Origin of the sequence: Halorubrum sp. DM2, from assembly GCF_901686465.1 — an archaeon.
In the GTDB taxonomy this organism is placed as follows: domain Archaea; phylum Halobacteriota; class Halobacteria; order Halobacteriales; family Haloferacaceae; genus Halorubrum.
In genome coordinates this window covers 767623-786640 of record NZ_LR594487.1, presented here as the reverse complement: position 1 = coordinate 786640, position 19018 = coordinate 767623, and the positions used below count along the sequence as shown (strand labels likewise).

Here is a 19018-nt window from a genome sequence, read left to right as displayed (position 1 = left end):
ATAGTCTCCCGAAAGAGCGGGTGATGTATCTCTTACAGGTCGACGCGATCACGAACGCGGTCGACGTGGCGGCGATCGCGACGACGGCGCTCAGGTTCGTCGCCGGCTTCGTGGCCGTGCTGCTGCTCGGCAAGTACGTACTGATTCCGGGGCTCCGGCGGATCGTCAGGTCGCGCGGGTTCGACGAGGCGGTGTTGAGCCTCGGGACGAACGTGCTCAACGCCGTCGTCTGGGTGGCCGCGATCGCGATCGGGTTCGCCGTGGCCGGCTACGGCGCGTTCCTCTCGGCGTTCGCCGTCTTCGGCGGCGCTATCGCGCTCGCGGTCGGCTTCGCCGCGCAGGACCTCCTCGGCAACTTCGTCGCCGGCGTGTTCATCCTGAAGGACAAGCCGTTCGAGGTCGGCGACTGGATCGAGTGGGACGGTAACTCCGGTCGCGTCGAGGAGATCGACCTGCGCGTCTCCCGCGTCCGGACGTTCGACAACGAGCTGGTCACCGTGCCGAACGGCGACCTCGCGAACAACGTGGTGACGAACCCCGTCGCGTACGACACGCTTCGCCAGAAGTTCGTCTTCGGGATCGGCTACGACGACGACATCGGCGAGGCGACCGACATCATCGTCGAGAAGGCCGAGGAACACGAGGAGATCCTCGACGACCCGGGCGTGTCCGTCCGCGTCACCGAACTCGGTGACTCCGCGGTCGGGCTCCAGTCGCGCTGGTGGATCGACGACCCCGACCGCGGCGACTTCGTCCGGGTGCGCTCCGAGTACGTCACCGCGGTGAAGGAGGCGTTCGACGACGCCGGCATCGACATGCCGTACGTCCACCGGCAGCTCACCGGGAGCGTCGAGGTCCTCGAATCGGTCGCGGACGACGAGTGACGGCGGCGTCGGTCGACGTCGTTCGGCGTCCGACCGTCTCGGGGCCGCCGCCGGGTCACCTTCGAATCCCGGTTTTCAGGAGCGGTATCGGACAAGTCGGGGAGCCGATGAGAACCGCCCGTCGCGTCGACGGCATCACTATCCTTTTGAGACTCGCGTTAGGTATCCGAACTGATGCCCTCCAACGACGCGATAGCCGCGGCCCCGATAGCGGCCGGCGTCCTCCTCGCCGGGACGGCCGCACGGGAAGTAGGACAGCACGGACTCGAGATCTGGACGGTGCTGGCGCTCTCCGGTGGACTCTCCGCGGTTGCGGTCGGTTTCGGCGTTCTGACCGGCTTCAGCGGCTTCGGCTCAGGTGACGACGGTCCCAGCGGACAACGTGGAAAAACGACGGTCGCCCTCGCCGGCCTCGCGCTGACGAGCGCCGCCGTCGGTGCCGGGATCGCGCTGCTGTAGCCGATTCCGACTGACTCCCACTAGCGGCGCGTTCGACGACCGCTTAGCCCGTCGCACGCGGAATCGATTGAACGTGTCTCCCGCGGACGAGTCCGACGGAACCGCTAGACCTCTTCCTCGGCGTCGCCCGCGCCCGGTCTGTACTGCCGGCTGACGGCCTGCCAGCGGTTCGACCGGAACCGGTAGCCGTTCAGTCCGGCGGGGACGAGCTTCTCGGTCACCAGCGCGACGTAGAGGCCGCCGACGCCGAGCGGCGTCGCGAGCCCGACCAGCGCGGCCGGGAGCGCGACGGCGTACAGCCCGATCATGGAGGCGACGAACGGCCAGCGCGTGTCGCCCGCGCCCCGGAGCGAGCCGGTGATCGAGCCGTCGATCCCGAGCGGGACCGCCGACACCGCGGCCGCGATGACGAACGCCGCGGTGGCGCTCACCGCGGCCGGGTCGTCGACGAAGACCCCGGCGATCGGGCCGGCGGCGGCGATCACCGCGGCCGACGCGAGGACGTAGACGACCGCCGATAAGGCGATCACGTCGCGGCCGTAGGCGGTCGCGAGCGACTCCTCGCCGGAGCCGAGCCGCTGGCCGACGAGCGTGCTCGCGGCGATCGAAAATCCCCAGCTGAAGCTGCCGAGCAGGGCTCGCACCCGGCGGCCGACCTCCAAGGCGGCGACGATCGCCTCGCCGAACGACGAGGCGATCCACAGGAGCGGGAAGACGACGACCCCCTCCGCGACGCGCCGGGCGATCAGGGGTGCGGACACCCGGAGGAGCTGCCGCGAGAGGCCGACGTCGAGCCACGGCCCGGAGCGTCCGACCGGGACCGGCGACGCGCCGCGGCCGAAGTACGAGCGCCCGGTCATCCCCCACGCGAGGACGAGCCCGACGGCGGCGATGGAGAGCGCGGTGCCGAGCCCGGCACCGAACACGCCCAGCCCGGCCCCGAGGACGAGCCAGCCGGTGAGGACGACGTTCAACAGCGCGCCGCCGGCGCGGGCGACCATCGGCGTTCGGGTGTCGCCGACGCCGGCGTACGTCCGGCTCGCGATCATGTTGAAGAACTCGAAGGCGAGCGCGGGGGCCGTGACGACGAGGTAGGTCGTCCCCGCCGACAGCGCCGCCTCCTCCCCGCCCACGAGGGCGATCAGCCGCTCCGCCCCGAGGACGTACCCGGCGACGATCGGCGCGACGAGCAGCCCGGCCACGATCAGCGACTGCTTGACCACCAGCCCCGCGCGGCCGCGCTCGTCGCCGCCGTAGTTCTGCGAGACGAGCGAGACGGTGCCGCCGGCGAGGCCGATGGAGACGAACTTCGCGAGCTGCCAGAACGCGAACGCGTACCCGAGTCCGGCGACCGCGGAGACCCCCACCGCGTGGCCGATCACCGCGAGGTCCACGGTGTTTTTCGACATGATCGCGAACCCGGTGACGATCCGGGGCCACGCCAGCCCCATCGTCTCGTCGAGACGCGACCGGTCGATGACGCCGGCGCGGTGGAGCGCGCCCGCGACCGCCTCGGCGACGCGGGCGACGCCGCGTCGGAGTCGGGATAGCATTGGACTGGGGTAGGCGTCGGGTCGGCTTGTGTCTGTCCGTCCGGGGCGCGACCGACCAGTAGCGCAACCGTTTTCATGCCGCCGGAGCCCTGTACCACACGTGAATACCAACGAGTGGCAGACATACCTCGTCACGGCGGCGAGCCGGTCCGCGGGGCGGACGACTCCCGAGGTCGTCGCGGCCGCGATCGACGGCGGGATCGACGCCGTCCAGCTCCGGGATAAGGGGACCTCCGCGCGGGAGCGGTACGAGACCGGGCTCCGGCTCCGCGAACTGACGGCCGAGGCCGGCGTGCCGCTGATCGTCAACGACCGGGTCGACCTCGCGGCCGCGGTCGACGCCGACGGCGTCCACCTCGGCCAGTCGGACCTCCCGGTCTCCGTCGCCCGCGAGCGACTGGGCGGGGAGGCGGTCGTCGGCGTCTCCGCGTCGACGGTCGACGAGGCGCGCGAGGCCGAGGCGGCGGGCGCGGACTACCTCGGCGTCGGAGCCGTCTACGGGACGGACTCGAAGGACGTGCCCGACGAGCAGAACGGGATCGGCACCGGGCGGGTCGCCGCCGTCGCCGACGCGGTCGAGATTCCGGTGATCGGGATCGGCGGCATCGACGCGAGCAACGCGGGACCAGTCGTCGACGCGGGCGCGACCGGCGTGGCGGCGCTGTCGGCGATCACGGCCGCGGTGGACCCGACGGAAGCGACCGCGGCGCTCGGGGAGGCGGTCGCGGATGTCTGAGGCGCGCGACCCGCTCGCCGACTTCGACGCCGAGCGCCTCGGCCGGGCGCTGTCCGCGGTCGGCGAGACCAAGCCGCTCGTCCACCACCTCACGAACGCCGTGACGACGAGCGAGACGGCGAACGTCACGCTCCACTGGGGTGGGCTCCCGGTGATGGCCGACGCGCCGGCCGAGGCGGGCGACATGGCGGCCGGGGCCGACGCCGTCGTAATAAACACCGGCACGGCGAGCCGACCCGACATCGACGCCATGGTCGACGCCGGACAGCGGGCGAACGAGGCCGACGTGCCCGTCGTCCTCGATCCGGTCGGATACGGCGCGACGCCGCACCGCGTGGCGTCGGTCGGCCGGCTCCTCGATTCGGTCGCGTTCGACGCGATCAAGGGTAACGCCGGCGAGATCCGTGGCCTCGCGGGCGAGGAGGCGACGGTCAGGGGCGTCGAGTCCGTGGGCGAGGAGTCCGGCGTCGCGGCCGCCGCCGAGGCGCTGGCGACCGAGACCGGTGCCGTCGTCGTCGCGTCGGGCGTCGAGGACGTCGTCGCCGACGCGGAGCGGGGGACGTACGGACTCGCCGTCGGCCACGAGCGAATGGGGTCGTTCGTCGGCTCCGGCTGTATGCTCGCGAGCACGCTCGGAACCGTGACCGCGCTCGCCGGGCGGGCGGACGCCCCGATCGCGACGCCGACCGAGGCGGCTCTCGTCGCCACGGCGGCGTACGGACTGGCCGGCGAGCGCGCGGCCGCGACGGAGCCGGCGGGTCCGGCGAGCTACCGGACCGCGTTCATGGACGCGGTGGCTGCGACGGCGACCGACCCGCCCGAGACGGGCGTCGCCGACCGCGCCTCCGAGATCTGATCGCCGACGACGCGACCCGACGCCGAACGGGCCGCGCTACCGCGTCGCCGTCTTCCACTCCCGCAGGCCGATCCGCCCGCCGTTGAGGTCCTCGGCGGGTGCGTCCGTGGCGGCCCAGACGAACAGCGGCGCGACGCTCTCGGGGTCGCGGGCGCGCTCCTTCCCGGTGAGGTCGGTGGCGACGAGTCCGGGGTCGACGACCCCGACGGTCGCGTCGAGGTCGGCGGCGAAGCCGCGCGCGACCGCCTCGGCGGCCGCCTTCGAGACCGCGTACGCGCCCATCCCCGGCTTCGACTCGGCCGCGACCGCGCCCGACGGGACGAGGACGCGCGCGTCGTCGGCGAGGTGGGGGACCGCCTCCGTTATCGTCGCGAACACGCCGCGCGCGTTCGTCCGCATCGTGTCGTCGTAGTCGGCGTACGTCAGGTCGGTCGTCGGGCTGTCGCCCGGCGCGCCGTGGAACACGCCGGCGTTCGCGAACACGACGTCGACCGGCCCGGCCTCGCGGGCGACGCGCTCGAAAAAGCGTTCGAGGTCGAACTCGTCGCGCACGTCGACGCGGTCGCCCCACGCGGTGCCGCGCTCGGCGGCGGCGTCGGCCCCCTCGCTCGCGGTCTCGTCGCCGGCTTCTGGGTCGTCGCCGGTACTCCCGTCGCCGACTTCCGGCTCGTCCCCGTCGCCGTTCAGCGCCGCGACGGTCCGATCGACGGCCGCGCCGTCGCGCCCGGAGACGGCGACGAACGCCCCCTCGTCGACGAACGCCTCGGCGACGGCCCGCCCGATCCCGCTCGTTGCCCCGGTGATCGCGACCGTCAGATCCATGTGACACGAGCTACGTGCGTCGGCGACTTAGTGGTATCCACTCGGCTCGGGGCGCTCGTTCAGTACTGCTGGCTCGCGGTTCTCGCGCCGCGCTGCGGGTCGTTTCGCCCGCCGTCGCGATCGGGCGTCCCGAACGTGTCGGGGACGCTCCCGCGCCGCGTCTGACCGGATTTATACCGCCGCCGCCCGTACGTTCGAACATGGACGTGGTCCCGGACATCGACGGAGTCGCCGGCGAGTCGGTCGTCGTTATCGGCGGTGGATTCGGCGGCCTCTCGACGGCCTGTTACCTCGCGGACGCCGGCGCGGACGTCACCCTGTTGGAGAAAAACGAGCAGCTCGGCGGCCGCGCCAGCCGGCTCGAAGTCGACGGTTTCCGGTTCGACATGGGGCCGTCGTGGTACCTGATGCCGGACGTCTTCGAGCGGTTCTTCGGGCACTTCGGCCGGACGCCCGACGAGTTCTACGAGCTGGAGCGGCTCGACCCCCACTACCGGGTGTTCTGGAAGGACGGCGATCAGGTCGACGTGCTGCCGGACCGCGAGAAAAACAGGGAGATCTTCGAGGCGTACGAGCCGGGCGCGGGCGAGGCGTTCGACGCGTACCTCGAGGAGTCCCAGCGCACCTACGAGATCGGGATGGAACACTTCGTGTACGAGGACCGTCCCCGGCTGCGCGACTACGTCGACCGCGACGTGTTGCGCTACTCGTGGGGCCTCTCGCTGCTCGGCAAGATGCAGGGACACGTCGAGGACTACTTCGACCACCCGAAGCTCCAGCAGCTGATGCAGTACACGCTCGTGTTCCTCGGCGGCTCGCCCACGAACACGCCGGCGCTGTACAACCTGATGAGCCACGTCGACTACAACATGGGCGTCTACTACCCCGAGGGCGGGATCGGCGCGGTCGTCGACGGCATCGTCGAACTCGCGGAGGACCTCGGCGTCGAGTTCGTCACCGACGCCGAGGTGACCGGCATCGAGGGACGCTACGGCGCGTTCGCGGTCGACACGGTCGGCGGCGAGCGCTACCTCGCGGACCGCGTCGTCTCCGACGCCGACTACGCGCACACCGAACAGGAACTGCTCCCGGAGCGGAAGCGGCAGTACACCGAGGAGTACTGGGAGTCGCGGACGTACGCCCCCTCCGCGTTCCTGCTGTACCTCGGCGTCGAGGGTGACGTGCCGAACCTCGAACACCACACGCTCGTCCTCCCGACCGACTGGGACGAGCACTTCGCGCAGATCTTCGACGACCCCGAGTGGCCCGACGACCCCGCCTACTACCTCTGTGTCCCCTCGAAGACCGACGACACGGTCGCGCCGGAGGGCCACAGCAACCTCTTCGCGCTGGTGCCGATCGCGCCCGGACTCGCCGACACCCCGGAGATCCGCAACCGCTACCGCGACCTCGTGATCGACGACATCGCGGCGAACACCGACACCGACCTCCGGGGCCGGATCGTCGTCGAGGAGACGTTCTCGGTCGACGACTTCGCGGACCGGTACAACAGCTACGCGGGCAGCGCGCTCGGACTGGCGCACACGCTCACCCAGACCTCGCTTTTGCGCCCGCCGCACGTCTCCGACGCGCTCGACGGGCTCTACTTCACGGGGTCGACGACGACGCCGGGAATCGGCGTCCCGATGTGTCTCATCAGCGGGGGGATAACCGCGGAAGCGATGGCCGACGACGACGTGTGAGCGAGGCCGTGAGCGACCAACACCGATCCACCACGGACGACCGAGCGGGGGCCGCCGGGAGCGGCGGCGAGGGGCTCCGCTACCTGCTGGTGTTGTCGCGGCCGCGCTTCTGGCTGTACCTCGCCGGGCCGGTCGCGGTCGGCGTCACCTACGGCATCGGCGACGTGAGCGGGCTGTTCACGCCCGTCACGGTCGCGCTCGCGGCGTACTTCCTCGTCCCCGCGAACGTGTTCCTCTACGGCGTCAACGACGTGTTCGACGCCGACATCGACGAGCTGAACCCGAAGAAGGAGGGTCGAGAGGCCCGCTGGCGGGGGAGCCGGCTCGTCGTCGCCGCGGTCGCCGCGTCGGGCGCGCTGGGGCTCGCGACGCTCGCGATCACGCCCCGGGTCGCGTGGCCGTACCTGCTCGGGTTCCTCGTTCTGGCGGTCGGGTACAGCGCGCCGCCCGCGCGCTTCAAGACGACGCCGTTCCTCGACTCGCTGTCGAACGGGCTGTACGCGCTCCCCGGCGCGGCGGCGTACGCGACGGTCGCGGGCGCGCACCCGCCGCTCGCGGCGCTCGCCGGCGCGTGGCTCTGGACGATGGGGATGCACACGTTCTCCGCGATCCCGGACATCGAGCCGGACCGGGCGGCGGGGATCGACACGACCGCGACGCTGCTCGGCGAGGGGCGCACGTACGCCTACTGCTTCGCGGCGTGGACCGCCGCGGCCGCCGCGTTCTGGCTCGTCGACGCCCGGCTCGGCGCGCTGCTCGGCGTCTACCCGATGTTCGTCGCGTGGGTCGCGCGCTCGTCGGTCTCGGTCGACCGGGCGTACTGGTGGTTCCCGGCGCTGAACACCGTCGTCGGCACGCTGCTGTCGATGGGCGGTCTCTGGCGGGTGTACCCGCTCTGGGAGGCGCTGCCGTGACCGACGGTGACGGCTCCGCCGGCGTCTCTTCCGCGGCGACTCCCTCGTCGCGGCTCGACCGGCTCCGCGAGCGCGCGCCCGACACCCGCCGCGAGGCCGAGACGCTTCTCGACCGGATCGTCCGCGAGAACCGCTTCACCATCGCGGTCGTCTTCCCGCTCGTCGGCGCTATCGCGCTCGTCGCCAGCGCCGAGGGGGTGGTACCGGAGCCGTTCGCCTTCCACCCGTGGTTCGTGCTGTTCGGCGTGATCGTGATGCGGTCGCCGCTCGTCGTCGGGGTGCTGCCGACCGTCGACCGCCGCGCAGTCGGCTGGATCGGCGTCCTGACCGCGTACACGTACCTCATCGAGTCGGTCGGCGTCGCGACCGGCTGGCCGTACGGGGAGTTCGCGTACACGGTCGATCTCGGCCCGATGCTCGCGGGCGTGCCGGTCGCGCTCCCCGTCTTCTTCATCCCGCTCGTGATGAACGCCTACCTGCTGTGCCTGCTGCTGCTCGGGCCGCGCGCCGACAGCGTGTGGGTCCGGTTAGCGACGGTGATCCCGGTCGTGGTCGCGATGGACGTGGTGTTAGACCCCGGGGCGGTGTCGCTCGGCTTCTGGGACTTCGGCGGCGGCGCGTTCTACGGGGTCCCGCCCTCGAACTACGCCGGCTGGGTCCTCTCCGCCGTCGTCGCGGTCGTCACGCTCGACCGAGCGTTCTCGGCGGCGGGGATCCGCGAGCGGCTCCGCGACTGCGAGTTCATGCTCGACGACATGGTGAGCTTCGTGATCCTCTGGGGGGGAATCAACCTCTGGTTCGGGAACCTCCTGCCCGCGGCGGTCGCGGCCGCGTTCGGCGTCGGGTTGGTCCGCGCCGACCGGTTCGACGCGCGACTGTTCACCGAGTGGCGGCGATAGGGACGGGTCGCGCTACTCGGCTGCCCTTATATACCGGGGGCTCGTCTTTCCGGTCGTGACTGACGGCGGCAATCGCACGGGACGGCGGAACCGGGAGGACGGACGGCGATGAGTGGTCTCGCCATCGAGTACGGCGACCACGAGCGCGTGTGCGAGGTCGTCGACCGGTTGACCTACTGCGCCGAGGGCGTCAGCGTCTCCTTCGACGGGTACGACGAGGCGCACGTGAAGGGACCGGGGCTGTACTTCGCCGTCATCGGCGACAGCGACTACGGCGCGTACGCGGACCCGATGGGGGAGAACCGCTGGCCGCGCGACGACTGCTCGTCCGTCTTCGACGAGGACGCGTTCGCGGCCGCCGCGGAGTCGGTGAGCGTCGCGCAGGACGGCGGCGTCGTCGTCGCGGTCGACGGCGAGATCGAGTCCCAGATGGTCCGGTTCCGCGATCTGGGCACCCGCGACGCGGAGACCGATCTCGTCGACGACGTGAGCTACGAGCCGTGGATGGGGTCGCGCCACATGAGCGCGATCGAGACCTCGGTCCGCCCGGAGGTCGTCGCGACGGTGACGCTGAGCGAGGAGACCGGCCGCGTCAGCGTCTTCCGCGACGGCGAGGCGGACAGCACGGGGCGCGAGGAGATAGGCGGCCGGTGGCGCGTCGAGTAACGCTCTCGGTGGTCCGCGGCGCGTCGCGTAGCGCTCCCGACGTTCGGAATCGAGGCCCCACGGTTAAGCCGCGGCCGGGCGAACGACGACGTATGTACGACAACATCTTGGTGCCGACCGACGGGAGCGAGGCGGTCGACCGCGCGCTCGACCACGCGATCCGGCTGGCGACGGACCACGACGCGACTGTCCACGCGCTGTACGTCGTCGACCAGCGGATCGCGGCCGCCAACTCCGGTGACCTCCACGACGAGGTCGTCGCGGACCTCGAAGCGCAGGGCGAGGCAGCGGTCGACGCGGTCGCGGAGGCGGCCGCCGAGGCCGGTCTCGACGCCGAGACCCACGTCGCGCACGGGACGCCCGACACCGAGATCGTCGCGTACGCCGACGAGACCGGTATCGACGTGATCGTGATGAGTCCCGAGGGGAAGTCGCCGCGCGAGCGGATCCGGTCGCTCGGCAGCGTCTCCGACCGCGTCGCGGACGACGCCTCGGTTCCCGTGTTCCTCATCAAGTAGGAGACGGTCCGGCCGTCGAGTCCGGGAACCGTCCCCTCGTCCGAGCCAATTAGGTGGGTGCGGACGCGACGCGTCCCCATGGAACTCACCGTGCTCGGGTCCGGCAGCGCGATGCCGGTCCCCGACCGCGCGCAGGCCGGGTACCTCCTCGACGACGGCGACCGGTCGCTGCTCGTCGACTGCGGCAGCGGCGTCCTCGGGCGGCTCGCCGGGACTGACACCGGCTACGAGGGCGTCTCGACGGTCCTGTTGACCCACCACCACCTCGACCACGTCGCGGCGCTCTTACCGCTCCTGAAGGCCCGCTGGCTCGCCGGCGAGGAACACCTGGAGGTCGTCGGTCCCGCGGGCACGAAGGCGCTCGTCGACGGCCTGCTCGACGTCCACGACTATCTCGACGGGCGGATCGATCTGGCGATACGGGAGGTGTCCGCGTCGCGTCCGTTCGCCGCGGCCGGCTTCGACGTGACCGCCCGGGAGACGCGCCACTCGATGGACGGGTTCGCGTACCGGTTCTCGCCGCCGAGTTCGGACGCGCCGCCCGGGGACGGCCCGCTCGCGCTCTCGGGCGACACCGAGGCGTTCGCGGGGATGGCGCGGTTCGCGGACGGCGTCGACTGCCTGGTCCACGACTGCTCGTTCCCGGACGACGTCGACGTGTCGAACCACCCGCGGCCGACGAGCCTCGGCGAGTCGCTCGCGGGCGCGGAGATCGGCACCCTCCTGCTGTCGCACCTCTACCCGCACACCGGCGGCCGCGAGCGCGAGATGGAGCAGCAGGTCCGCGAGGCGGGGTTCGACGGCGAGGTGCGAGCCGCGGAGGACGGGCTCCGCGTGTCGCTGTGACCGGCGGCGACGGGATTTCGCTGCCGTCATCGTCGCGTCGAGCTGTCGGAAGTGTAATTGGTCGTCCGCCGTGAGTCGACCGGAACGTAACCGATGGCTGTTACGCACCCGCACGATCGACCCGTCTACTTAAGCGCCCGTAGTCGCTCCTGTCGGGTATGGCCGGCCCACTCGCGGACGACTTCGGACGGGAGGTGACGGGAGTCCGGATTTCGCTCACCGACCGGTGTAACTTCGACTGCGTCTACTGTCACAACGAGGGGTTAGGCGACACGCGCGGGCCGATGGAGCCGAGCGACGAGGAGATGAGCGCCGACGACGTGGTCCGCTTCCTGGAGGTCGTCGAGGGCTACGGCGTCGACGCGGTGAAGTTCACCGGCGGCGAGCCGATGCTCCGACAGGATCTCGAAGAGATCATCGAGCGCACGCCCGACTCGATGGAGGTCTCGATGACGACGAACGGCACCTTCCTCCCCGGTCGCGCCGCGGACCTGAAGGCCGCCGGCCTCGACCGCGTCAACGTCTCGCAGGACGCGCTCGACCCGGACGACTTCGCGGAGGTGACGAAGTCGGGCGCGTACGAGAAGGTGTTGGAGGGCGTGAAGGCCGCCGTCGACGCCGGACTCGACCCCGTGAAGCTCAACATGGTCGTGTTCACGCACACCGCGGGCTACGTCGAGGAGATGGTCGAGCACGTCGCCGAAAACGAGGGGCTCCAGCTCCAGCTCATCCAGTACATGCCGGAGCTGACCGGCAAGCCCGAGTGGAACGTCGACATCGGGCGCGTCCACGACTGGCTCGCGGAGGAGGCCGACCGGGTCGAACACCGCGAGATGCACGACCGGAAGCGCTACTTCGTCGGCGAGGAGAGCGACGACGCGACCGGCGGGATGGTCGAGATCGTCGACCCCGTCGAGAACGAGGAGTTCTGCGCGAACTGCGGCCGCGTCCGCGTCACCCACGAGGGCTACCTGAAGGGGTGTCTCAACCGCAACGACGACCTCCGGTCGATGGGCGAGATGACGCGCGAGGAGATCGCGGAGACGTTCGAGGAAGTGGTGGCCAACCGCGTGCCCTACTACGGCGAGTACCTCGTCGAGGGCGACGACGGCGAGTACGAACTCAACGAGAAGTACCTCGGGACGCCGCCGGCGGCGGACTGATCGGAGCCCCGGAGGTCCGGACGCCGGACCGGCGGCTCGGTCGGAACCCATTCTCTCGCGGCGGCCGTCGTGAGCCGGAATTTCACCCGTCACGCTCTCGCCGACCCTACCGCGTCTCGAAGTACACGGCCACGGCCACCATCCCGCCGGCCAGCGCCAGCGCGATCGGAACGATCGGCACGTCGTACCCGAGGTTCGCCCCGAACACCATCACCTGGACGACGAGCAGCAGGAGCATCGCCAGCGAGCCGACGATCCGGTCGCCGGCGTCGCCCCCAGTGACCTCGAACAGCACGCTCATGAACACGACGATGACGGGCATCGCGAGGATCGCGACCGGTTTGCTGACGACGTTATCCGGCTCACCGGCGGCGTTCCAGTGGATCGCCATCTGGTCGGGGAGGGCCCCGTAGAGCGCGAGTCCGAGGGCCAACAGCGTGAGGGTGACGAGGGCGGCGACCGTCTTCTGGCGGGCGAGGAAGCGGGCTGGAGGGTTCATGCCGGGCGAATACGCAACGAGCCGATAAATACGTTCGTCGTGGTGTGGGCGGTGGTGTTCGGGGATGACGAGCGCGGTGGGATCCTTGGATCGCAGAGCCAATTGTGGATTCTCTCCTCGAAAATCCCGCCGAATTAGGTGAGTTCGGTGAATACAAACACGGCCGACAGGTGATGCGGAAACGTCCGGAGGTGAGTGTAGTCCAAGAAGGGATCACCCATCGATTTCGAGTAGGATGACGCCATCAGTCACTACCCGGGAACGCGACCATCGTCGGGTTGTAGTCGTGCGTCGAGCCGTCGTCGCGTTTGAGCGTCACCTTGTCGGTATCCATCGCGACCCAGATCTGTCCGCCCACCTCAATGCTGTCGGCCGCAGCTGCGCGCTTGACCTCGTTTTTCGCGAAATACCGCACGACTCCGCGACTCTCGTCTTTTACCTTGAGCCTGTACCAAGGCCCGTACTCTCCCTCTCCTCCGGTGAGATCGAGCACAAGCCCTTCAAGCATATCACTAGGACCGAGCTTAACGGTCGGCACGTCGCTGTCGGGATCGTTGCTTTCGAACTATTCGTAACCGTCAGGTGGTGTCGGTCTTTCAGTCGACATTACAATAAATACTTCCATTATTTTGTAGTTAAACACAAATACATAGAATTATGAATGTAGTCAGACGACAATAGGATATATTCTGACTATTTGTTTATGTGGAATTAATATTATAGAACCTATCAATTAGATATAATATAGGTATGTTCAATTATAATATAATGAGGTGTCCTCTGACTGAGTCCCAGCAATACTAAACCAGATAAGTTTCAATGCGTTCTTATGACTAACCCAAATTTGCTAACAATTGGACTTTCGGCTGCCCTGTCGAGTTTCCTATCTCTTGTAATTTCTATATGGAAAATCGGTGAAGTCAGAGATCAACAACGGTCAGATGCAGCTGAGGAATGGTTTAGCCAGACAGTAACTCTTACATCCTTGATTAAGTGGGAATTACGCCGATTAGATGGAGATATAAATATTGAATCCAGACGTGGAACAACATCATTTTCTGATTTATCATTTAATAATGCTGATCAAGAACATTCCCTTGAATTTCTTGATGAACTGGTATATGATCTGTATCGTCATGCTGGAAGAGCACCATATGAGATTCAGCCGATATCTGAGGGAGTAACTGAAAATTCACCTGTAGATGACATTCGTGACTTCACATCAATATATCTCCAACCAGAACCTGATCCAACAAATATGAACCCTCAACTTGAGGACTTTAGGAATGACTGGATGGAGAATATCTCGGAGATTCGTTCAGATGCACTAGAAAGATTAGAAGAAATTGACCCTAGTACTACACGAGCACGTGACCGAATTCCGTTATTGCGTCACTTCTTGTAACTCTAACTTTATTAGATCGACTCCTCTTGGTGATCCGCCTCTTTCTCCGAAGTACTCATTGATAATATCAAGGTTAGACTCTATTTCAGATTTCTGACCGACTGTTAAACGAACTGAATGAGGACGTGGCGTCCACCAACCTGCCGCATCCGCACATGTACAAGCTACTATATCGGAATCAATTCGTTCTTTGAGAGCAGTACGGATTCCATCTACTTCTCCCGGATTAACCTCACGTACCCTTTCTTCCAAATAATCTACTACGTCTGTATTCCTACTTCTAATATTTCTTCGTATATTAGACACAATTTCAAAGGGGTCGTTGTCCATGTTCTCTATGAGTACATTTTCAAGTTCCTCCAGCCCACCTCCAAGTCCCGGAGGGAGAGGATCTGTAATTTCTCTACGGATCGTTGATATTGATACAACATCTCTAATAGTGGATTCTATACTGTCCTCATCATCTAGGTCATATTCTGCGCTTGAAAACTCTGAACAAAGTATACGATACACTCTATCGCGCATCTCCAGCAATGAACGACCTATTTCTTTGACTTTTTCTGTGATAACTTTATCATTCTCTCTATTTCTCAAATATTCAATAGATGCTGATTGAAATCCTTCTCCATTATCGAACCTTGCAGCATCCGTTATTAGTGATATACAGAGAAATTCTGTCATTCGTGGGTTTGGATCGAGGAAGTATCCCCTAGGATCGCATCGTCTATCTGTGCTACAGCTCCGCTACTAATTTCTAGTGGCGTCCGGGTTGAACTCGCTTTCAGCACCCCAGTTTCTCGAAGTTTTATTCGGAGACCCTGAATTTCATCCTGCCACCCAGACTTTTGATCGGTTATTTCTGAGTCCAAATATCGCCGGAATTCAGCTGCAGCTGGTTTATTCACATCACTAGTATTATGTGAAATCCAATTTGCTGGCCACGGCCAAGCATGTTTCTGATATTTGTACCACAAATCATTAATCGGGGTTTGTTGGGTTCGAGATACGAAATCAACCTCTTTGAATGATTCTAGAACATCCTCTATTAAGTACAAGAAGTCAATTATGTGATCTTCTGCATCTTCTGGTATCTCCTCTATCTCGTAAAGTGAACGCTCGAACCGAGGTTTTATAGATTCAAACTTACTGAAATACTCCTCTACGCGGTTCTCCGTCATCGGTGTAGCATCTGTTATTTTCTTAATGTCAGCCAATAACTGTTGGATTTTGATATTGTTCTTGTATAAATCTCTGTACGGGGCAGGTGCACTCTCGTAGAGCTCTAGAAGATATTCTGATAGGGACTGTTCGGGGGAGAAGAAATCATCACCCCTAATCAAGTCTCTGAAGAATTCAAAGAATTCATAGATGGAATGGCTTGAACCACTCCTTGAATCTTGTAAGTTCCCGACATATTCACCTAATGTACTTGGAACAAGGTTATCAGTATGAAAGATATGTATCGGCACTGATGGCCCGTACCGGAACCACGAGTACAGGACTGGAAGCTCCCCCGATCTTGGGATCTCATTAATAGCACGATAGACGGCTTTATTCACCCAAAGAAGATCCGGACTAACACCGACAACAGCATCTTCGCGATTACTATTTGACAGCTCAACTTCCTCCTCACCCAGAGCAAGTTGGAGTCCGTCCCGCATATCCTTTGCCACATGAATTGTGGACTCGTCTGCGGACTCAAAGTAGGAGAACGACATCTGTTTCTCACTGATACATGATTCAGCCAATATTATAAAATCTAGGATCGACGTATCTGATCTACCGATCTTCAGGACAGTTCACACATGGTCGAGGCTTATTACGGCCCATGGCGGGGTTCAGGATGTGATAATCATCAACAACGAGGAGCCGATCGGCGACTTCGGGCTGCGTAATTCCCTCTTCGATGAACCGACTAGCAATTACTTTCGGATCGTGACTCGCTACCCCTAAACGACTGTCACGGAAAATCTCTCCTTGAACGAGATCATTCGCGAGCCGGGTGTTCTCGACGATGTTCCGGACCGGAAGATTCAGGTGTACCATGTCGACGCCGCCGCCTCCAGACTGGTGTTCGTTCCCGTCGCGGTTGACGATTGCCTTCAGCTCGTATCCGAACATCGGTTCTGCCGGGCGTCGGTCAACCGCCTCGGAGTCGGGTTGGTCTTCTCCGTTCAGTATCTCCCGACGAACCCCTTGTGCGCCGGGTCGATGTTGAGACGCGCCAGCATCGCGGGCAGGGATACGTCGCGCCCGTGAACATCGAGGTAGGCCTGGACTCGTTCGCGGATGAGGGCCTTCCGTGGCGATTCTCCGTAGGACCACGCGCTGTCGGCACTCGGCTACCGATCTTTTGAGTTGTTCGAGAACCCCGCTCGTGATGCCCTCTAGTACTAATTAGCCCGTGTTTCAGAAACGAGCAAAGAACCGAAGGTTTGGGGACGGGCACAGTGGGATTCGAACCCACGACCGTCGGATTAGAAGTCCGACGCTCTATCCGGGCTGAGCTATGTGCCCTCATTCGCTTCTAATCCGCCGGGTCTAAAAAACGCCCGCGGTTCGCGGTGGCCCGCTCGGGGCCGCCCAACAGCAGACCTAAGTCCGCGAGCGGAGTAGCCGCCGGTAATGAACGTCATCGGAACCGTCGGTCTCCCCGGCAGCGGGAAGGGGGAGGCGGCGAACGTGGCCGAGGCGGCCGGCATCCCGGTCGTCGTGATGGGCGACGTGATCCGCGCCGAGTGTCGCCGCCGCGGGCTGGACCCGGCCGAACACCACGGGCGGATGGCCGGCACGCTGCGCGAGGAGGAGGGCGACGACGCCATCGCCGCGCGGACGCTCCCCCGGATCCGAGAGGCGGCCGCCGAGAGCGACCGCGGCGACACCGTCCTCGTCGACGGCCTCCGCTCGACGGTCGAACTCGACCGCTTCCGCGAGGCGTTCGGCGACGACTTCACGCTCGTCGCGATCCGCGCGCCGTTCGAGCTGCGCGCCGAGCGACTGGGCGAGCGCGGCCGCGACGACTCCGACTCCGACCTCGAAGCGCTCCGCGAGCGCGACGACCGCGAGATCGAACTCGGGCTGGGCGAGACCCTCGAACGGGCCGACGTCGAGATCGACAACACCGACAGCCTCGCGGCGTTCCGCGAGCGGGTCCGCGAGGTGTTGGGTGTCGAACGCGAAGCGGGCGACCCCGCCGAGACGCCGAACGCGGGGGGTGACGGCGCGTGATCTACAGCGTCGACGTCCGGATCGAGACCCCGGTTCACGACACGGAAGTGACCGACCGCGTCGCCGACGCCGTCGAGAACGTCTTCCCGGACGCCGAACCGGTCCACGAGGACGGGCGACTCGTCTCCGAGACGCACAGCCTCGACGCCTTCTCCGACGTGCTCCACGAACAGGAGATCCTCGACACCGCCCGCCGCGTCTTCCGACAGAACCGCACCGACGAGGGGTTCGCCTTCTCGCTGAAAAAGCAGGCGGCGCTCGAAGGCGTCGTCAACTTCGCGGTCGGCGAGCCGGACGAACTGGGCGAGATCGACGTCGAGGTGCGCGTCCGCCAGCCGGACGTCGAGTCGTTCATCGACTACGTCGCGCCCGAGACGGACGAGGGCCAGCCGGTCGACCCCGTCCGCGAGTACGGCGACCGGTTCGACCCCGAAGACGAGGCGTACTGAGCCCGTCGTCGCCGAAAAAATCTTTTTCGCTCTCGACTCAGTCGCTCAGCAGCGACGAGGCCGCTCCGCCGATCGCGCCGAAGGCGGCGGGGTAGACGGCCCCGGCGAGGAAGACGGCCGTGACGATGTCAGGGGCCACGCTCCCGTCGCCGACCGCGTACCGGAACAGGAAGGTCCCGATCAGCGCGAGCGGGAGGTATCCGGCGAGGACGAACGCCCCGGCCCGTGCCCCGCCGGCGGGGGAGTCAGCGCCGGCGACCCGCCCGGCGACGACGCCGGCGACGAGCAGCAGGACCGGCGGGACGACGAACAGGAACGACGCGCCCTCGGCCTGCGAGATGAGGTTCTGCGACTGCGTGCCGCCGAACACCGTGGGAATGACGGTGTCGACGAAGTGGGCGTTGTAGAACATCCAGCCCGACACCTGCCACGACGAGATGGGATCGCCGCCGAACAGTTCGGCGAGGAAGTTGAGTCCCGACAGCCCCTCCTCGATCCGGCCGCTCTGCGTGAGGTAGACGGTCAGGTAGCCGAGGAGGTAGGCGGCGGCACCCGCCACCGCACCGGTGATCGCGTCTCTGGCAACGCTCTGGTTCGAGCCTGTCGTCGCGGTCGCTCCGCCGGTCGGTGACGAGGACATGCGGCCGGTATCGTTTCGGACGCGGTAAGTGTCTGTCGGGTCAGTATTCTCGCCTTACTTCGGCAGTAACGGAGTTCCAAACCCGCTTTCTGCGAAATCGGTGTACGGATCATGCGGTCGCCGCTCGCCACTCCGCCTGCGAGATCGTGTACCGGACCTCGTCGTGGACGCTCCCGTCGGCGAACTCGAGGGTGTTCCGGAGCCGTCCCTCTCGCCGTCCGCCCAGACGGTCGACGTACGTCTCTATCGCCCGCCGCGACGCCTCGTTGTCGGGGTGGTGGCTCACGGCGACGACCTCCAAGTCGAGGTCGTCGAACGCGACTTCCGCGAGCGCCGCGGCCCGCTCGCCGGAGTACTCCCGGCCCCAGAACCGCTTTCGGAGCCACACGCCGAGGTTCGCGGTGCGCCGGTCCCACTCGACGTCGAACCCGCCGAAGCCGGCGATCTCGCCCGCGCCGTCCTCGCCCTCGCGCGGCCGGATCACGTACGTCGCCGCCTCGCCGTCCTCGAAGCGCTCGCGGCCGCGTTCGAGGAACTCCAGCGTCTCCTTTTTCGTCTCGTGGGGGTCCCACGTGACGTACTCGGTCACCTCGTCGATGCCGGGATCCGACGAGCAGATCCGGTAGCACTCGTCGATATCGACCGTCTCGGGGCCCCTCGCTTCCAGCCGCAGTCGGTCCGTTTCGATGGTCTCGGGGAACACGTCGCACGAGTCGCGGGGGCTCCGAAAAACGCTACCGGCGGCCCGAGACTCGGTCACACGCCCGACACGGGGGTG

General features: G+C 65.8%; 23 protein-coding genes and 1 tRNA gene. 15 read left to right on the top strand and 9 right to left on the bottom strand.

Features of this window, described 5'->3' with window-relative positions; genetic code table 11:
- Window positions 1–23 precede the first annotated feature (23 nt).
- Together QOL69_RS04085 and QOL69_RS04080 are read left to right on the top strand one after the other, a co-directional pair.
- Window positions 24–884, top strand: coding sequence for a mechanosensitive ion channel family protein (locus QOL69_RS04085; protein ID WP_283402141.1), 861 nt, complete (start codon window positions 24–26; stop codon window positions 882–884).
- 174 nt (window positions 885–1058) lie between these two features.
- Complete coding sequence (locus QOL69_RS04080) at window positions 1059–1343, top strand: hypothetical protein (protein WP_283402140.1); 285 nt, start codon at window positions 1059–1061, stop codon at window positions 1341–1343.
- 104 nt (window positions 1344–1447) lie between these two features.
- Here the strand turns inward: QOL69_RS04080 and QOL69_RS04075 are convergent, their stop codons facing one another.
- On the bottom strand, window positions 1448–2896 hold the full coding sequence (locus QOL69_RS04075) for an MATE family efflux transporter (RefSeq protein WP_283402139.1): 1449 nt from the start codon (window positions 2894–2896) through the stop codon (window positions 1448–1450).
- A gap of 100 nt (window positions 2897–2996) precedes the next feature.
- On the opposite strand from QOL69_RS04075, the gene thiE reads away from it, so the two are divergent.
- Window positions 2997–3632 carry a thiamine phosphate synthase gene (gene thiE / locus QOL69_RS04070; RefSeq protein ID WP_283402138.1) on the top strand — a complete coding sequence of 212 codons (636 nt, stop codon included), beginning with the start codon at window positions 2997–2999 and terminating at the stop codon, window positions 3630–3632.
- Window positions 3625–4488 carry a hydroxyethylthiazole kinase gene (gene thiM / locus QOL69_RS04065; RefSeq protein WP_283402137.1) on the top strand — a complete coding sequence of 288 codons (864 nt, stop codon included), beginning with the start codon at window positions 3625–3627 and terminating at the stop codon, window positions 4486–4488. Before thiE ends, thiM begins: the two co-directional genes overlap by 8 nt.
- 36 nt (window positions 4489–4524) lie before the next feature.
- On the opposite strand, the gene QOL69_RS04060 is transcribed toward thiM, so the two are convergent.
- On the bottom strand, window positions 4525–5310 hold the full coding sequence (locus QOL69_RS04060; RefSeq protein ID WP_283402136.1) for an SDR family oxidoreductase: 786 nt from the start codon (window positions 5308–5310) through the stop codon (window positions 4525–4527).
- Window positions 5311–5510: 200 nt separating this feature from the next.
- On the opposite strand from QOL69_RS04060, the gene crtI reads away from it, so the two are divergent.
- The 7 genes from crtI to moaA all read left to right on the top strand — a co-directional run bounded on the left by crtI (window position 5511) and on the right by moaA (window position 12019).
- Window positions 5511–7013: a bifunctional phytoene desaturase/3,4-desaturase gene (gene crtI, locus QOL69_RS04055; RefSeq protein ID WP_283402135.1), complete on the top strand. Its 1503-nt coding sequence runs from the start codon at window positions 5511–5513 to the stop codon at window positions 7011–7013.
- On the top strand, window positions 7010–7927 hold the full coding sequence (locus QOL69_RS04050; protein ID WP_283402134.1) for a prenyltransferase: 918 nt from the start codon (window positions 7010–7012) through the stop codon (window positions 7925–7927). The genes crtI and QOL69_RS04050 overlap by 4 nt, the downstream gene beginning before the upstream one ends.
- A complete protein-coding gene (gene cruF, locus QOL69_RS04045; protein ID WP_283402133.1) occupies window positions 7924–8826 on the top strand; it encodes a bisanhydrobacterioruberin hydratase in 903 nt (300 codons plus the stop codon). Before QOL69_RS04050 ends, cruF begins: the two co-directional genes overlap by 4 nt.
- 108 nt (window positions 8827–8934) lie before the next feature.
- On the top strand, window positions 8935–9492 hold the full coding sequence (locus QOL69_RS04040) for a diadenylate cyclase (RefSeq protein WP_048076282.1): 558 nt from the start codon (window positions 8935–8937) through the stop codon (window positions 9490–9492).
- Window positions 9493–9584: 92 nt separating this feature from the next.
- The gene (locus QOL69_RS04035; protein WP_283402132.1) at window positions 9585–10010 is read left to right on the top strand and encodes a universal stress protein; all 426 of its coding nucleotides are present in this window, start codon (window positions 9585–9587) and stop codon (window positions 10008–10010) included.
- Window positions 10011–10088: 78 nt separating this feature from the next.
- On the top strand, window positions 10089–10856 hold the full coding sequence (locus tag QOL69_RS04030) for an MBL fold metallo-hydrolase (RefSeq protein ID WP_283402131.1): 768 nt from the start codon (window positions 10089–10091) through the stop codon (window positions 10854–10856).
- Between the two features lie 158 nt (window positions 10857–11014).
- Window positions 11015–12019, top strand: coding sequence for a GTP 3',8-cyclase MoaA (gene moaA / locus QOL69_RS04025; protein WP_283402130.1), 1005 nt, complete (start codon window positions 11015–11017; stop codon window positions 12017–12019).
- A 106-nt stretch (window positions 12020–12125) separates the two neighbouring features.
- Here moaA and QOL69_RS04020 read toward each other — a convergent pair whose 3' ends face one another.
- Window positions 12126–12518: a DUF1648 domain-containing protein gene (locus QOL69_RS04020; protein ID WP_283402129.1), complete on the bottom strand. Its 393-nt coding sequence runs from the start codon at window positions 12516–12518 to the stop codon at window positions 12126–12128.
- A gap of 244 nt (window positions 12519–12762) precedes the next feature.
- Window positions 12763–13011 (bottom strand): hypothetical protein, encoded by a 249-nt coding sequence (locus QOL69_RS04015; RefSeq protein WP_283402128.1) that lies wholly within the window; start codon window positions 13009–13011, stop codon window positions 12763–12765.
- Between the two features lie 336 nt (window positions 13012–13347).
- On the opposite strand from QOL69_RS04015, the gene QOL69_RS04010 reads away from it, so the two are divergent.
- Window positions 13348–13923 (top strand): hypothetical protein, encoded by a 576-nt coding sequence (locus tag QOL69_RS04010; RefSeq protein ID WP_283402127.1) that lies wholly within the window; start codon window positions 13348–13350, stop codon window positions 13921–13923.
- On the opposite strand, the gene QOL69_RS04005 is transcribed toward QOL69_RS04010, so the two are convergent.
- Together QOL69_RS04005 and QOL69_RS04000 are read right to left on the bottom strand one after the other, a co-directional pair.
- Entirely contained in the window at window positions 13903–14604 is a 702-nt protein-coding gene (locus QOL69_RS04005; RefSeq protein WP_283402126.1) for a hypothetical protein, read from the bottom strand. The genes QOL69_RS04010 and QOL69_RS04005 overlap by 21 nt on opposite strands.
- Window positions 14601–15641 (bottom strand): DUF8098 family protein, encoded by a 1041-nt coding sequence (locus QOL69_RS04000; protein WP_283402125.1) that lies wholly within the window; start codon window positions 15639–15641, stop codon window positions 14601–14603. Before QOL69_RS04000 ends, QOL69_RS04005 begins: the two co-directional genes overlap by 4 nt.
- Before the next feature lie 259 nt (window positions 15642–15900).
- Here QOL69_RS04000 and QOL69_RS03995 point away from each other — a divergent pair, with 259 nt between their 5' ends.
- A complete protein-coding gene (locus QOL69_RS03995) occupies window positions 15901–16182 on the top strand; it encodes a hypothetical protein (RefSeq protein WP_283402124.1) in 282 nt (93 codons plus the stop codon).
- Between the two features lie 183 nt (window positions 16183–16365).
- Here QOL69_RS03995 and QOL69_RS03990 read toward each other — a convergent pair.
- A tRNA-Arg gene (locus QOL69_RS03990) sits at window positions 16366–16440 on the bottom strand.
- A 108-nt stretch (window positions 16441–16548) separates the two neighbouring features.
- Between QOL69_RS03990 and QOL69_RS03985 the strand changes: the two genes are divergently transcribed.
- Window positions 16549–17151, top strand: coding sequence for an AAA family ATPase (locus tag QOL69_RS03985; protein ID WP_283402123.1), 603 nt, complete (start codon window positions 16549–16551; stop codon window positions 17149–17151).
- On the top strand, window positions 17148–17600 hold the full coding sequence (locus QOL69_RS03980; RefSeq protein ID WP_283402122.1) for an RNA-binding domain-containing protein: 453 nt from the start codon (window positions 17148–17150) through the stop codon (window positions 17598–17600). Before QOL69_RS03985 ends, QOL69_RS03980 begins: the two co-directional genes overlap by 4 nt.
- Window positions 17601–17637: 37 nt before the next feature.
- Here the strand turns inward: QOL69_RS03980 and QOL69_RS03975 are convergent, their stop codons facing one another.
- Window positions 17638–18240, bottom strand: a complete 603-nt coding sequence (locus tag QOL69_RS03975; protein ID WP_283402121.1) for a DUF7978 family protein — start codon at window positions 18238–18240, stop codon at window positions 17638–17640.
- A gap of 109 nt (window positions 18241–18349) precedes the next feature.
- Window positions 18350–18943 (bottom strand): GNAT family N-acetyltransferase, encoded by a 594-nt coding sequence (locus QOL69_RS03970; RefSeq protein ID WP_283402120.1) that lies wholly within the window; start codon window positions 18941–18943, stop codon window positions 18350–18352.
- Window positions 18944–19018: the final 75 nt, after the last annotated feature.